The organism is Bacteroides sp. AM16-24 (assembly GCF_003471885.1).
In the GTDB taxonomy this organism is placed as follows: Bacteria; Bacteroidota; Bacteroidia; order Bacteroidales; family Bacteroidaceae; genus Bacteroides.
Map to the genome: position 1 here is coordinate 383,892 of NZ_QRKI01000002.1, position 16,683 is coordinate 400,574.

Below are 16,683 nucleotides of genomic sequence, written 5' to 3' on the forward strand. Positions count from 1 at the left end.
ATTACCTCCTTCCATATTTTCGGAATAGATAGTAGACACCTCCCACGGCTACAACGATAACTAATATTCCTACCCACCCCAAAAGCATAGGTGTTTTTACTGCAATCCTGAATTGTGCGGTAGCATTCACTTCGGGAGTTCTGGCTTCCATGGTTGCAATATAATCGCCGGGCAAGGCTTTTTTCGAAGCCTTCATTACAGCCGTAACAGTAGTTGTTTCTCCGGCTTTCAGCATCTCTATTTTAGCCGGCTCAAAAGAAACTTCCCAATCTGTAGGTTTACCGGATGAAAGTTGGATATCTTTTAGTAAAGAAGAGCCTGTATTCCTGACTACCAGTTCCAAGCGCTTCACATCTCCGGCAGTAATCTCAGTACTCAACAATCCTCGTGGAGTGGTCAGTTCCATTTGATAGGTACCTGTAACCACTACTTCCAAGTCTAGGTCGGCAGATGTATTGCCAGCAACCGCACGTACTGAAATCTTATAATTTCCGGCTTCTACATTGGCGGGTGGGGTGACGTCTATCGATACATTCTGGCTGGCATTTGCTTCCACTTGTGCAGAGGTAGCCTGTTTATAGTTAGGTTTGAAAATAACATTCCACCCCCTGGGTGCATTGGACATCAAAGCATATAACTGCTGATCAGCAGTCTGGTTTTTCAGTACGGCATTGAAGGTGAATGTGGATTTAGAATTTCCCTGCATATTGGGCTGGTCAGTAGTAAATTCAGTCTGATAAGTACCTTGCTGGGCTACAGTGACTGTTAGAGGAAGTTGGCAATCTCCGGCGAAGACTGTGAAATTATAGCTACCTTTATTTATCTTCAGTGGTACTTCCAATTTCAAGTTAAAGTCTTTCTTTTCATTAGGCAAAACTGCCAGTTTGTTAATATTCCAACCACCGGATTTTAACTCACGCTTCCAACTTGCAGGTAGTCCTGTTACGGACAGATCGGCATTGACCGGTGCATCCGAATTGTTGATTAAATCAATTTTGTAGTCAATGCTCGTTCCCGGAGAAACGGAAATCTTTGTGTAAGGAGAATAAAGAAACACGCTTGGTACAGAATCAGAGGCGTGTGTGTAATTCATGGGGATCAAACCCAATAAAATGGTTAATAGCAGCAAATAATTAGTTCGCATAATCATATAGAATTTTATGGTTAATTAAATATGAGTTATCGATTTGTGTGGCTGCAAAAATAAATAATGGAAAAATTAGTAGCTGTTAAAAGCAATAAAATATCGACACATAATTTTTACGATTATATAATATTTGTATTTTTTAATAGACTCAAAACAACCTTTTGAGATGCAATGTCCATCTAACTGAATTGTAAAGTAAAGCAACTACCTTTTCCCGCTTCCGAATAAACAGAAATATTTCCCCCATGCTGATTCATAATTTGCTTGCAAAGGCTGAGTCCAATACCCGAACCGGCAGTTTTCGTCGTGAAGAACGGAACAAATATTTTATCCTGTACTTCGGGTAAGATACCTTCACCATTATCCCGAACAGTAATAGTACAACGCCAGGAAGTCAGAGAAGAAGTCACTTTGGGTGCAAAAGCAGCTTTTACCTCAATTCTGGGTTCTTCGCGACGGCCAGATGCTTCACGGGCATTTTTTAGCAGATTAATAAGCACCTGTTCTATCTGGGCACGATCCACATTCAATATTTTCTCTGAAGGTGGAAGTTCAAAATGAATCGTTTCGTCTGGAAAGAGTTTCTGCAAATCAGTAAACAACTCCCGAACTGATACACTCGCGCAGACGGGAGCGGGGAGACGGGTGAGACGACGATAGTTTTCTACAAACCCCAACAATCCCTTACTACGCCGATGAATAGTTTGCATGGCTTGCAGCATTACGGCATATTCTTTTTCGCCTCCTGCGTCTTTTAATGCCACAGGCACTCCACGCTCACTCAATGTTTCGGAAAGAGAGATGATAGGCGTAATGGAATTCATGATTTCATGGGTGAGTACACGGATTAGTTTTTGCCAGGCTTCCATTTCATTTCGTTCCAATACAGAATGTATATTCTTCAAACTAATGAGGCGCCTTTCCATGCCACGAGCTACGAAAAGGGTAGTAGCTACGGCCATTTCCAAAGTAGCCCCATTCCGATGAATACGCATGACTTGTGTTTCACCTGAGGGAAGATTCAAGAATTCGGACGGCAACTGTGGATCTTGCCCCAGTTGAGCAGTAGCAGCACGATTCAACCACTCGATACGCCCGGACATGTCAGTCACTAATACAGCGGTATCCACTTTATTCAACAGACTTTCGTAATACTGGTGTTTCACTTCTTCCTCTAGTAAACGGGCACGAAAAGCCTGTAGGGTTTCTGATAATTCTACAGCCATCTCTGTCATCAGCTTATTTTTATAAGGTGGATGGAAAGCCTGTGTCATATCATTATAACGCAAACTGCCTGTCAGGCGACGTATCATCTGCAATTGTTTCATCTGTATATAATAAAGGTGTATACCCGTCCCCAAAAGAAACAAGAATGTGATAAGCATACTAAACCACAAGTCTGCACAAAATAACACATAGACGCCTACAGAAAGTACTGCCAGAAGACAGATGTGCAAGATAACAATTAAGGAATACCGCTTCATAATAAATGGTTTGAATGAAGAATGAAGAATTTAATTAAACTATAATCCCAACTTCTCAATCTTCCGATACAATGCAAAGCGCGTGATTCCCAGATACTCCGCGGCCCGCGTCATATTCCCTTCGCTCAATCGCATAGCCTTTTCTACAGCCTGCCGTTCCAATTGCTCCAGATTGAGTACTTCTTCCTCCTTCTTAGGACGGGGTGAAGAAGCCTGAAACAGGAAATTGTCGGGACGAAGCAACGAACCGTCACCCAGAATTACGGCACGCTCCATCGTATGTTGTAACTCACGCACATTTCCCGGCCAGGGATAACGCAGTAATTTCGCTTTTGCTTCACGCGTCAAGCCCCGCATTTCCTTCTGATATTTACGGGCATAGCGCTGCAGAAAATGGTCTGCCAAGAGGATAATATCATTCCCTCGCTCCCGCAATGGAGGGATGTGCAGTTCAATCGTATTGATACGATAGAGCAAGTCTTGCCGGAAATTCCCTTCTTCCACCAGATGGCGGATATCTGCATTCGTGGCACAAATTAAACGCACGTCGATAGGTACAGATTGCGTACTGCCTAAACGGCTGATCTGTCGTTTTTCAATGGCCGTCAGTAGCTTGGCCTGCATAGGCAATGAAAGATTACCGATTTCATCCAGAAACAGCGTGCCTCCCGTTGCCACTTCCATACGTCCGGCTTTCGGTTTTCGGGCATCAGTAAATGCTCCCTTTTCGTAACCGAATAATTCACTTTCAAATAATTGTTCAGGAATACTTCCAAGGTCAATCGTTACAAAGGGGCGGCCATAGCGTGGCGAACAGCGATATAACAAACGTGCTATTACATCTTTACCCGTTCCATTCTCACCAAGAATAAGAATATTAGCATCTGCATCGCGTAATTTCTCTATTGTCGTAAACACCTCTTGCATCGCAGCTGATTCACCAATTATAGATTCTTCTACGCTACTGCCCACACCACTAAGAACTTCCACCTGTTCCTTCAGCAGATTCACTTCACATCGGGAACGACGCAACTTGATACCGGACGAGAGGGTAGCAAGCAGTTTTTCTTTCTCCCATGGTTTGGGGATAAAATCGGTGGCGCCCGCTTTAATTGCCCGTACAGCTTTATCCGTATCTACATATGCTGTCATGAAAATAACAACTGCCTGAGAATCGATACGCAAGATTTGTTCCAGGCTCTCAAAACCTTCCTGCCCGCTTATGGCATCGCGACTGAAATTCATATCCAGTAATATTATATCGGGCTGGAAAGTCGTCATGAAGTGTTCAATACGATCAGGGGTTACTGCTACTTTTATCTTTTCTGCATAAGGTTCCAATAAAAGGTTAAGGGCGAAAAGTACATCCTCATTATCGTCTACTATCAGTATCTTTCCTAATTGTTCCATAAAAGCTATTGTTTTTCTATCATCAGTTGCCGGCAAAGATAAGTAATATATCAATGTGTTGTGTGTGCGTATACGCACTATTTTTGTGCGGTATGGCACAGAGTAAGATTCCCTTTCTCTGAAGTAATATACTATATAACAATTAATTATATTTTTGGCACAAGATTTGAATATCTATTATTAAAAGGAATATACTATGTACAAAAATATACTTTTATCATTGATAGCCTGCGGTAGTCTGGTAACTGCTACTGCCCAAGAACATACCATGGAATTGACCTTAGGGCAAACCATAGAGCGTGCTCGCCGACAATCGCCTGATGCACAAACTGCCCAACATAGCTTCCGCTCGGCTTATTGGAACTACAAATATTATAAGGCTAACTATCTGCCTGCTCTGAAACTGACTTCCGATCCTTATCTCAACCGTGCCATTAACAAAGTCACCATGGGCGACGGTAGTGTAAAGTTTGTAGAACAAAACCTGTTAAGTACCGACCTGACTTTAAGCCTGACGCAGAATATTCCGTGGACAGGTGGTACATTGTTCGTGGAGACCTCTGCCCAACGTCTTGACTTGTTTAGCGATCACTCTACTTCCTGGCAGACATCACCTATAAATATCGGCTACAGTCAGTCGCTTTTCGGATACAACAGTCTGAAATGGAACCGTCGTATCGAACCATTACGTTACCGGGAAGCCAAAAAGACTTATGTAGAAACTCTGGAGCTTGTAGCCGCTAATGCTACACAAAAATTCTTTGCCCTTGCCACAGCACAAAGTAACTATGAAATAGCTTCTACCAACTATGCCAATGCAGATACCTTATATACCTATGCACAAGGACGCTATAATATAGGTACTATTACCGAAAATGAGATGTTGCAACTGGAACTGAATAAACTGACAGAAGAGACCAATCGTATGAATGCCCATATTGAAGTGGAAAACTGTATGCAGGAGCTTCGCTCATACCTTGGTATCCAAGAAGATGTATTGATTAAAGTCGATGTCAGCGACCATGTACCCAATCTTCAGATAGACCTGAATGCCGCTTTAATTACAGCCCGCCAAAATAGTCCAGATATACTGAACATGCAACGTCGCAAACTGGAAAGTGAAAGCAAAGTGGCTAATGCCCGCGCTAATGCCGGACTGAAAGCCGATCTTTACCTCCGTTTCGGATTGACACAGACTGGAGATAAACTTAAAGATGCCTATCATAACCCTTTGGATCAACAATATGTTACCCTCGGTATTAGTCTGCCTATATTAGACTGGGGACGTGGGAAAGGGCAGATTCGGGTAGCCCGATCTAACCGTGACTTAACTTACACTCAGGTAGAACAAGATAAAACAGACTTTGAATTGAATGTCCGCAAACTGGTAAAACAATTCAATCTGCAATCCCAGCGCGTACACATTGCTGCCCGCACGGATGAAACAGCGCAACGACGCGCGGATGTAGCCCGACGGCTCTATATTTTAGGTAAATCAACCGTACTTGACCTCAACGCTTCTATCAGCGAAAAGGATGCTGCACGACGTAATTATATAACTGCATTATATAATTACTGGAGCCTGTACTATACTCTCCGCAGCCTGACACTTTATGATTTTGAAAAAGATGCCCCGCTAACGGAAACTGAGAAAATAGAAGAAGTAATGGATGCAATGATAAAGAAATAAAAAGTCATATCATACGTCTGATCATAAATTGTAAAACAATAAAAGCACTATGGATATTAAACTTGAAAAGAAGCCCTGGTACATTCGCTACCGTTATTATTTGGCAGGAGGAATTATATTCCTTGCTTTCATCATTTACGTTATCATTCTTTCTGCCGGCCCCAGCAAACTGCGCATCGACCAGGAGAATGTACAGATTGCTGAAGTTAAGAATGATAAGTTCATGGAATATGTAGACGTGGAAGGACTTATCCAGCCCATTCTTACTATTATCGTTAATGCCCGTGAATCAGGAAGCGTAGATCGCATTGTAGGCGAGGAGGGAAGCCTGTTACAGAAAGGAGATACGATCCTTGTACTCGAAAATCCCGATCTGATACATAGTATCGAAGAGCAACGCGATGATCTGGAAAAGCAACTGATTTCTTTCCGTGAGAAAGAGATTGAAATGGAGCAAAAGAGCCTGACCCTTCAACAACAAACTTTACAGACCAACTATGAGTTAGCTCGTCTTCAAAAAAGTTTCAATCTCGATAAGGAAGAGTTTAAAATGGGAATTAAAAGCAAAGCTCAGTTGGAAGTTGCCGAAGATGAATACAATTATAATGTTAAGAAGGCAAAGTTACAACGCGAGAGTTTACGTCAGGATTCCGTCGTTGCCATTATTCGCAAGGACTTGATCCATAATGACCGGGAACGCGAACGCAAGAAGTATGAACGTGCTTGCGAACGACTGGACAATTTAATAATTAAGGCCCCCGTCGCCGGGCAGCTCAGCTTTGTAAAAGTCACCCCTGGACAACAAGTAGCATCCAACCAAGGCATTGCAGAAATCAAGGTATTAGATCAATATAAAATTCACACTTCTCTTAGCGAATACTACATAGACCGCATCACAACAGGGCTTCCCGCTACTATTAACTATCAAGGACGCAAATATCCACTCCGCATCACCAAAGTAGTGCCCGAAGTAAAAGACCGCACTTTCGATGTGGATTTGGTATTTACCGGAGAAATGCCTGACAACGTACGTGTAGGTAAAAGTTTCCGCGTACAAATAGAATTGGGGCAACCGGAACAGGCTATTGTTATCCCTCGTGGCAACTTCTATCAATCCACCGGTGGACAATGGATATACAAACTGAATGCATCCAAAACCAAAGCTACACGTGTTCCTCTCAGCATCGGGCGCCAGAACCCGCAGCAATACGAGATTACAGACGGTTTGCAACCCGGAGATTGGGTTATTACAACAGGATATGATAACTTTGGCGAAGCGGAAGAGCTAATATTAAAGTAAAGAACAAATACATGATACAACATTATCTGAAAATAGCAATAAGAAACCTGTTGAAGTACAGAATGCAGACTCTGATCAGCATTATTGGCTTAACCGTAGGTTTTGTCAGCTTTTCCCTGTCCGGCATGTGGATGAATTATGAGCAAAGTTATGATAATTTCCATGATGGAGCCGACAGAGTCTATGTGGCGAGTGTTCCTTCCGTATTTAGAACCAGTGGTTTCTCAACTACGACTTCTCCTTTGCTGGCCCCTCATCTGGTCAATACCTTTCCTGAAATAGAAGTTGCGACTTATACAAACTTCACAACAGAGTATAACGATGATCAGAACAGGCATTGGACCATGATATCGGTAGACAGTGCTTTTATCTCCATGTTTCCGGTTACGGTATTGGAAGGCAGTTTGCAGTTTTTGTACAATACTGCCGATGAGATAGCCATTAGCGATAAAGCTGCCCGCTTGCTTTTCGGTAAGGAATCACCTATTGGCAAGGAGTTTCCGCTTGATAAGAAAATGACTGTTACTGCCGTGGTTCAAAAATGGAAAGGACATTCTAATTATGAATTCGACGTGATTTCAAGGCGAAAAGCCCCGGAATATCTGGACTGGGGCTATGCATCCGGAACTACCTTGTTTCGCGTTGCTCCCGGTACCGACATGGACGCTTTGGGTAAAAAGCTAAAAGATATAGAAGTCGATATGAAAGGAAATATACGGAAATATCCTGTTCACATTACTCCTATAACGGAATATCATTATACACATCCCAAATACAATATATTTATCCGTATAGAATATGTCCGCCTCTTTTGTCTGATCAGCCTGCTAATCGTTTTGGGAGCACTATCCAACTATCTCATTATCTACCTGATACGCATTCGCATGAGGCAGCGTGAATGGGCACTCCGTAAAGTGAATGGAGCATCGGAAAGAAGTCTGGTCGCCTTGCTGATGTCTGAGATTGTATTACTACTGCTGGCTTCAGTTCCTGTCGGCTTCTTATTGGTGGAAGTTTCTCTCCCCATATTCAAGCGCTGGTCTTACATCACTGAAGAGAATAATCTCTTTTTTTATAAAGAGACGCTTATCTATATGTCAATCGTCATAGGAACCGTTCTACTTTTTGCCTGGCTCACCTTGTTGGTTCAACGGCGTTTTACATTACAGTCGGCTATATCTTCCGCTATCACCCGTCGCTTTTCTACCTTCTACCGACGGATAGGGGTTTGGTTTCAATTGGTGGTCAGTATTGGTTTTATATTTTGTACAATAATGATGATGAAACAATTGCATCATCTGCGTACATCTGCCGACATGGGAGTCACCAATACTGATATAGAGTATGTGGCCTATCTTGAAGGTATCCCTGACAGTGATAAAGAACATTGGGTAAAACTAATGAAAGAAATTCCGGACATTGATTTTCGGGAAGTCTCAAATTTCCCCTTACCGGGATTATCCCAATCTATGTTTACAGCCGTAGAATGGGATGGCAAACAACCGGGAGATAAAGAAGTAGCTGTCAATGATTTCCAGATTTCAAAAGAAACATTCGATTTATTAGGATTACAGTTAGTGGCCGGTATTTTCCCGGATGAGTCATCCAGCCCTAATGACATACTGATAAACGAATCATTAGCAAAAAAACTGGGTTGGAAAGACCCTGTTGGAAAGAAGTTTCATAAATCTTATGTGGTAGCCGGTGTTTTGAAAGATATCCGCCTTTCACCCATCACGCAGGCTTTGCCGGCTATATATACTGTATCGAAGTTTCCTCCCCGGAAACAGTATGTTTATACGTATCATGGGGAATATAAAGACGTTCTGAAGGCTATTAACAATCATATAAAGAAAAGTTATCCTGATTTTTACATGTGGTCACGGAGCGTAGGTCATATAATAGAAGAAGCTACCGCTTCCGAGAATATCTTGATGAAGCTGTTAACCTTAGCATCTATTGTTTGTGGGATTATTGCAGTTTTCGGAATATTTTCCTTAGTCAATCTATCATGCGAACAACGACGCAAAGAGATTGCTATCCGCAAAGTGAATGGAGCTACCATTTCGGACATTATCAGTATATTCCTCCGGGAATATATGATATTACTGGCATTGGCTGCAATTGTTGCTTTTGCGGCGGGTTATATCGTCATGCAACATTGGCTGGAAGGATATGTCATTCAGACTTCTATCAATTGGTGGATTTATGTAATAATTCTGATCGTAGTTATTGTAATCATTTGCATTAGTATCGGCTGGCGGATATGGCAGGCTGCATGGCAGAATCCGGCAGAAGTGATTAAAAGTGAATAAAAAACACATTATACTTGAAAAATATGAAAACACTTAAATACGCTTGGCGTTTCCTTATACGCTCAAAATCATACACTATTATTAATATAATCGGGCTGGCACTTAGTCTGGCATGTACTATCATATTAGTCCGCTACATTCACTTGGAACTCCGGGTAAACACACATTGTACGGATGCTGAAAATGTCTATATTCCACTTCGGGACATAGATGGCAACGTATTCCCAGGCAGTGTAGGACCAGACAGCGGAGCAGACACTGTTTATTTTCAGCCTGAGGCCGTCAAAGAAAGGAGTTACTTCATTACATCCTGCAATGATAATGTGACGATTGATGAAAAGCCTTATGCTGTCCAGCTATTGGCTGCTGATACAGCTTTCTTCCATTTCTTTAATTATCCGCTAAAGGGTAAACGCATGGCAGCACCGGAAGAGGCTCTTGTCACCCGGCAATTCGCTAAACGTGTATTTGGAGAAAAAGACCCGATAGGAAAGACTATGGAGTATTCCGGAGGCAAACATCTCACTATCTGCGGCATATTGGATGAACCGGCATGCAAATCCTCACTGACATTTGACATTGTGGTAAACCTGGATCTTAAAACAAGAAGAGAATGGAGCAGAATGTATGTGGAACTATTACGCTTTATGCCCGGAGTCGATGTGGATGCCATTAATGCTTCCAGTAACGTCTACCGCCAGACGTCACAGGGGTTTAGAATACGGTATAACTTCCTACCTGTCAGCCAACTTTATTGGAACAAAGAATTGGCGGCTTCCGGCGATGATCCCGAGATATGGCATTACAGCAGCCGTTCCCACATCCTGATACTCACAGGAGTATGCTTGTTGTTATTACTGGCAGGCATATTAAACTTTGTCAATATCTATTTGGTCTTCATGCTAAGGCGTTCTAAAGAATATGGTGTGAAGAAAGTCTTCGGTGTGCAGGGGCGCACTCTCTTCGTGCAACTATGGACAGAGAATGCATTAATGATATCCATCGCCTTGCTACTGGCATGGTTTTTCATTGAGATATTCTCCGGATATGCCAATCGGTTGCTTGAAAGTGACATTCCCTATACTGCTTTTGACTGGCAGTTGTCATTAGGTATCTGGGTACTTTTGCCATTAGTCACCACAATCTATCCCTTCATCAAATACAATTATCTGCCACCCATCGTATCCATACGCTCCATCGGAGGATCACGCCAGTCTGTTGCCACCCGTACAATTTTCCTGTTTATACAGTATAGCATCACTTTACTGCTCATTATGCTATCCTTGTATTTCAGCAATCACCTCCACTTTTTGCAAGATACTCCTCCGGGATTCCGGACAAAAGGTATATTGTATGCCAACTTAGTACCTCTATCCAAAACTTGGTATTTAGAGAGTGAAGAACAGAAAAAGAAGCACTGGCAAGATGCTCAGAGCATTGAGCAAAAGCTGGAAGAATGTCCCTTCATCGAACAGTGGTTCCGTGGAGAACCCACACAATGTGGCATTTTAGGAGCAGGAAGCACAGGCACGTCCGTTCTTATAAATGATAAAGACGTGAAACAAAATATGATGCTGATGTGGGTTCCTCTTGACTTTTTCAAATTTTATGAGCTACGGATGAAAGAAAATGCATTGCCCGATAAAGTTGAAGGACGCAATAAATATCTGGTAATCATGAACGAAGCTGCCATGAAAGCCTTCGGCTATACGAAACGTGATGAAGCATTTGTCAGGGGAGAGAAAGCACTTTGGATTTCCATGGGCATGGATGGAAATATTATAGAAGGCGGAACATCTCTGATGCCCGTAGAAGCAGTCGTAGAAAACTACTACACCGGACACCTTACTGCTGGTAAGAAGCCTCTTGTATTTATGGTATCTCCCAAGGCAGGTGGTTCGCAATACCAGATAGCCTGTAAAAACGGAAAAGAGAAAGAGCTCATCTCTTATCTGAAAAAGATCAGACAAGAGATTTTTAATACCGAAGAATTTGACCATCACTGGCTGGAAGAAGATGTGCAGGCACTGTATCGCGAAGATCGGCGTGTGTCAACTGTCTTCACGCTTTTCTCTGCCATTTCCATCTTTGTTTCAGCTCTGGGATTGTTCGGACTTTCCTTGTTCGATATCCGCCAACGTTACCGCGAAATAGCCATCCGGAAAGTAAACGGAGCGCAGTTACGGAATTTATATTCAATTTTATTTCGCAAATATATATGGGTGATAGGAGGGGCAACGCTGCTTACCGCACCATTATCTTACTATCTCATAGATACTTATACAAAGGATTTCGTTGTTAAAGCACCTGTCAGTATATCCATATATGTGATTGCCATACTAACTGTTGCGGGCATTTCATTGGGCACTTTGTTATGGCAGGTGAATAAGGCCGCACGCATTAATCCGGCAAAGATTATGAAAACAGAATAAAAACACATAGAGTATGAAACAAATCTTATTATCCATACGCATGCTATTGCGATTTAAGGTGTATACCTTTGTCAATTTCATAGGGTTAGCAATTAGTCTTGCCTGTGTATTTACCATAACACGATATATTCATCAGGAGAATACAGTAGACCACTGTTATCCGGAATACAAACGGATTTGTTTTATCGAACGTTCTATCAGTGACGGCACCAAAGAACTGTCCGGATACCAATCTGACTTAGAGAAGGATCCGGCAGTAGAACGTTATGCGTCATTCACTCCATGTACCGATTTGGTTATGGATTTTGGGAAACAAGAAATTACTGTAAATGCCCTGTCCATAGACAGTACATTCTTTAGTATTTTTCCTTATTCCATTTATATGGGGAGTGGGAAAATAAAGCGCCCCAACGATGCGCTCATAACTAAAGAGTTTTGGCTTCATTCCCTCAATGGAGTACCCAATCCTATAGGCGTGACTTTTAAAAATTCCGTCGGAAGAAAGTTCCGCATTGTAGGTGTATTGGATACTCAGGAAACCAAAACATCATGGCTACCGGACATGTTTTTATCGGACGAACTGGAAGAATTATGGTTTTCAAATCCGAACTACGCTGTAGTTATGACACCGGGTACGGACATTGCCAAATTGAATGAAAAATACAATAAAGAACAGCCACGAGACGAATGGAGTACATTCCAGACCATGCACTACCAGTATTTACCATTGACAGATTATTATTATACGACCTCCCATGAAAAGTCAGCATTATTCCAACACGGAAATAAAGATTATATTCGTGTATTATGGATTGTTTCCTTTCTGGTAGGTATTATAGGCATCCTAAACTTTACCAATATTTATACAGTCATCATGTCCAAACGCGCCCGGGAGTTTGGTATAAAGAAAGTATATGGAGCAGGTAGAAAAGAAATCTTTCTTCAGATATACATTGAGAATATGCTACTTTCAGGAGCTGCACTGTTTATTTGTTGGTTGATTATTGAAATAACCAGACATTTGTTCTACAATGAGATGTATATTCCTACGAACTCAAATTTAAAGTTTGACCTGAATATATCTCTTCTTATTTTATTTGTGCTTCCATTGCTAACCACATTTTATCCATTTATAAAATTTACTCATAACACTCCGGTTTCTTCCATGCGCGAACTTTCTTCCACGCATTTCTCTGTCCGTTCACGCATGCTTTTTCTTGGCTTTCAATATGTCATCACTATCTATATGATTGTCATGTCGCTTTTCTTTGTACGGCAACTTGAATACATGCTTCATTCCGACCTCGGTTTCCGTACTCATGATGTGATAGAATGCAAGATGTACGTCTTCAAAGGAGGCGGTACGTTCCATGCAAAAGAGAAAGAAGATCTTTTGAAAGAAGGGAAAATACAGCAGGCTAATAAAGAGTTAGTAAACAAACGAATGAGTGAAAGTACATTATTTACTCATTGGAGCAGGATACCAATGCCGCTTCACCAGTTCAAGCCGTCACGTTACGCTCTTAACCGGGCAGAGAATGGTTTCAAACCGGTACTAAGAGCCAGAATGTCTCCACGCTCTATGGAATTATTCGAATTCCAACTACTAGAAGGCAGGTTATGGAATGATTCAATAGATGAAATGTTTACCAAAAACAGTTTTAAATGTATCATCAACGAATCTGCCAAAAAAGTATTTGGCATCAAGGATATTACGCGTGACAAACTTCAGGGTGAAGACAAAAGTTGGGCTTCCAGTAATGTTCCATCCGAGTATAATCCTCCTGTTGAAATCGTGGGAGTTATAAAAGACTTCAACGTCAAGCATTTATCACAGTCCGCCGCTCCCATGATTATCGAATATTTTGATGAAAAATATGAGCTTATTACTGTTACTGCTTCGTATCCGCACGAACGGAGGGCAGAAGCTATCGACTTCTTGCGTAAATTATATGAAGAAGCTACGGGAAGCACTGACTTCGAATATAAACTGATAGAAGATGAGATAGCTTCCATGTACAATGAAGATCGGCGGGTGGTGGATATCTATTCATTGTTTGCCAAAGTTGCCATTCTTATATCATCCTTGGGACTATTGGCCATTTCATTATTTGATATCCGTCAGCGTTATCGGGAAATAGGCCTGCGTAAAGTAAATGGAGCACAAGGGAAGAACATATATCCTTTACTCATCAAAAAATATCTCTCAGTATTGGGGATAGCATCACTGATAGCTATTCCATTGTCTTCCGGAGCGATAATACTCTATTTAGAAGACTTTGCCCATAAGGCACCCATCACTCCCGATTTATTTATTATAGGCATAGGCGCAACAGCCTTGATATCATTGTTGACTATTATCTGGCAGATTTATAAAGCAGCCAATGTAAATCCGGCAGAAGTGATTAAATACGAGTAAGAGAAAGAAGAATAAAGAAAATAAAGAAAATAAAGAAACCATGATACAGCATTATCTTAAAATAGTCTTTCGGAATATACTGAAACATAAAACACAAAGTATAATCAGTATTGTCGGTCTGGCAATAGGTCTGGCATGCTTTGCCTTATCCACATTCTGGATACAATATGAGATGACATATGATAGTTTTCACAGGGATGCGGATCGCATCTATCTGATACGGACGGATGAAAATCATTTCGGAACACATTATTACAACTTTGTACCCTACGCTTTAGGTGGGTATTTAAAAAATTCTTATTCAGAAATAGAAGATTGGTGTGCATTCGAACAGCAATCTTTTTTCACGATGCAGAACAAACAGTTGACGGAATATCCATATATAGCGCCTGACTCTACTTTTATGCGGATGATGGATGTAAAAATTTTAGAAGGCAACAATAATTTCTTATCATCATCATCCAATGAGAAAGAAGTTGCCATTACAGAAGAGATGGCTCGCGATTTATTTGGTACTACAGATGTGATTGGGAAAGAATTGATTTCTGGCAACAACATGAAAGGATATCGTATAAGTGCCGTCATAGACGACTGGGGGAAACATTCTAATTTCAAATATTCTGTTATGGGATGGATGAGCAGTGACGACACTTCATGGGGAAACGGTCGATATAGGATGTTGATAAAAGTGAAACACGGGACAGATATCAACGCACTCATAAAAAAAATGAACCGTAACTTTCCGGAAGAGATGAAGAAAGATAAATATAACTGTAAAACCGGATTTACACGCTTCTACCTGGAACCTATTACCCAATTACGATACGCGGATGAATTTGTCCGTGGTGACGAAACAATCGTACAATTTCGTTACATTGTCTACTTCTCAATAACGGGAGTACTTATCATCTTTTGCGCATTGGTGAATTATCTGACTATTTATAGCGATTGTTTCCGCTCACGTAAGCGTGAGATGGCACTGCGTAAAGTAAACGGAGCTTCCGAACATTCGTTGTTGGCGTTGCTTTGCATGGATTTTCTGTTTACTATCTTGCTGGCGTCCATTTTGGGAATGGGCTTCATTGAGTTGCTCAAATCTTGGTTTATACACTATTCCGGAATAGCTGATACAGATATGTCCATCTATGGTTATTGCATATTATACATAGCAGGCATGTCTATATTGGCATATATCATTGCCCTGCTCTCTGTCTACATATTCCGTCGCCGTTCATTGCAACACACGCTCCATCACACAAGCGCCATAGGACGTCTTTTTCGAAGGGGGAGCGTTGTTTTACAACTGATTGTCTGCATCGTTTTCATATTCTGTACAACTATTATGCAAATGCAGCTCTATCATTTACGTAATGTAAATACAGGTATTGATTATCAAAATCGTGCATCTTTAAGTATTTGGATGAATGTGGATATGAATGTTTGGGCCGAAAAAGTAAAGGAACTGCCTATGGTTACAGAAATAGTGAAACCTGTCTATTGGCCTCTAATCAGTATGGGAGCTTATTCTCTTTTTGAGGTAACTTCATGGGATGGCCTGAACGGAACAGCAGATAATCCTATCAGTATAGACCAGTTTTTGGCAGGAGAAGATTTCTTCAAATTCTACAATATGAAGCTATTGGCAGGAGAATGGATCTCGGATAAATCAAAACTCAACGAAGTGAACATCACTGCAACAGCAGCCCGTACTATGGGCTGGACACCGGAAGAAGCTATTGGAAAACGCATCTATTATAATGAAGAAAATACCCAATCTATGACCATAGTAGGGGTAGTGAAAGATTGTGCTTACAGAGCACCTACAAACGATGTACCTAATGCTATATTTGTCAATACAAACAAATTGGAATATATGTGGCCGCGTTGTTTCGTACTTTTCAAATATAAACCGGGAACCTGGGAAGAATGCCGTCGCCGTATTGAGGAGATGCAACTGGCGGAACTTCCCGACCGCAAACTTTTTTTGGATAGTGAAGAAGAACGATACAACAAATACCTGAAATCAGAGGACGCATTATCCGGCCTTTTGAGTTTCTCTTCATTGGTTTGTATTCTGATAGCCGTGTTCGGTATCTATTCCCTGGTCACATTGACTTGCGAACTGCGACGGAAGGAAATAGCTGTCCGTAAAGTGAACGGAGCTACAATTGGCAATATTCTGAGTATTTTCTTTAGGGAATATACTTTGCTTCTAATCATATCTTCACTGATAGCTTTCCCGGTCGGCTATATTATCATGAGACAGTGGATTGAAACTTACAATCGTCAGGTGAATATAGGAGTGTGGCCGTTCATCCTTATATTTATGGGCATTATGATAGTGATTACTCTCAGTATAGGCTGGCGTGTATGGCAAGCTGCACGACAAAATCCAGCAGAAGTGATAAAGAGTGAATAAACGGAGCATAAACATAAAACGCATGGACCTATAACTTGGCAAGTAATGTGATTATGCAAAATAAGCA

At 41.4% G+C, this 16,683-nt stretch carries 9 protein-coding genes; 6 read left to right on the forward strand and 3 right to left on the reverse strand.

Annotated elements, in window-relative coordinates; translation table 11 throughout:
* Window position 1: 1 nt before the first annotated feature.
* The 3 genes from DW182_RS04105 to DW182_RS04115 form a co-directional block, all read right to left on the reverse strand.
* A complete protein-coding gene (locus DW182_RS04105; RefSeq protein WP_118294756.1) occupies window positions 2-1,150 on the reverse strand; it encodes an NEW3 domain-containing protein in 1,149 nt (382 codons plus the stop codon).
* Between the two features lie 176 nt (window positions 1,151-1,326).
* On the reverse strand, window positions 1,327-2,631 hold the full coding sequence (locus DW182_RS04110) for a PAS domain-containing sensor histidine kinase (protein WP_021967272.1): 1,305 nt from the start codon (window positions 2,629-2,631) through the stop codon (window positions 1,327-1,329).
* Window positions 2,632-2,670: 39 nt separating this feature from the next.
* A complete protein-coding gene (locus DW182_RS04115) occupies window positions 2,671-4,041 on the reverse strand; it encodes a sigma-54 dependent transcriptional regulator (protein ID WP_118294757.1) in 1,371 nt (456 codons plus the stop codon).
* 196 nt (window positions 4,042-4,237) lie between these two features.
* Here DW182_RS04115 and DW182_RS04120 point away from each other — a divergent pair, with 196 nt between their 5' ends.
* From DW182_RS04120 to DW182_RS04145, 6 genes are read left to right on the forward strand one after another with little or no spacing between them, the layout of a single operon-like run.
* Window positions 4,238-5,731 (forward strand): TolC family protein, encoded by a 1,494-nt coding sequence (locus DW182_RS04120; RefSeq protein WP_007662562.1) that lies wholly within the window; start codon window positions 4,238-4,240, stop codon window positions 5,729-5,731.
* 49 nt (window positions 5,732-5,780) lie between these two features.
* A complete protein-coding gene (locus DW182_RS04125; RefSeq protein ID WP_115503360.1) occupies window positions 5,781-7,031 on the forward strand; it encodes an efflux RND transporter periplasmic adaptor subunit in 1,251 nt (416 codons plus the stop codon).
* An 11-nt stretch (window positions 7,032-7,042) separates the two neighbouring features.
* Window positions 7,043-9,346, forward strand: a complete 2,304-nt coding sequence (locus tag DW182_RS04130) for an ABC transporter permease (protein ID WP_118294758.1) — start codon at window positions 7,043-7,045, stop codon at window positions 9,344-9,346.
* A gap of 23 nt (window positions 9,347-9,369) precedes the next feature.
* A complete protein-coding gene (locus DW182_RS04135; RefSeq protein ID WP_118294759.1) occupies window positions 9,370-11,778 on the forward strand; it encodes an ABC transporter permease in 2,409 nt (802 codons plus the stop codon).
* A 13-nt stretch (window positions 11,779-11,791) separates the two neighbouring features.
* Window positions 11,792-14,197: an ABC transporter permease gene (locus DW182_RS04140; RefSeq protein ID WP_118294760.1), complete on the forward strand. Its 2,406-nt coding sequence runs from the start codon at window positions 11,792-11,794 to the stop codon at window positions 14,195-14,197.
* 40 nt (window positions 14,198-14,237) lie between these two features.
* The gene (locus DW182_RS04145; protein ID WP_118294761.1) at window positions 14,238-16,616 is read left to right on the forward strand and encodes an ABC transporter permease; all 2,379 of its coding nucleotides are present in this window, start codon (window positions 14,238-14,240) and stop codon (window positions 16,614-16,616) included.
* Window positions 16,617-16,683 lie beyond the last annotated feature (67 nt).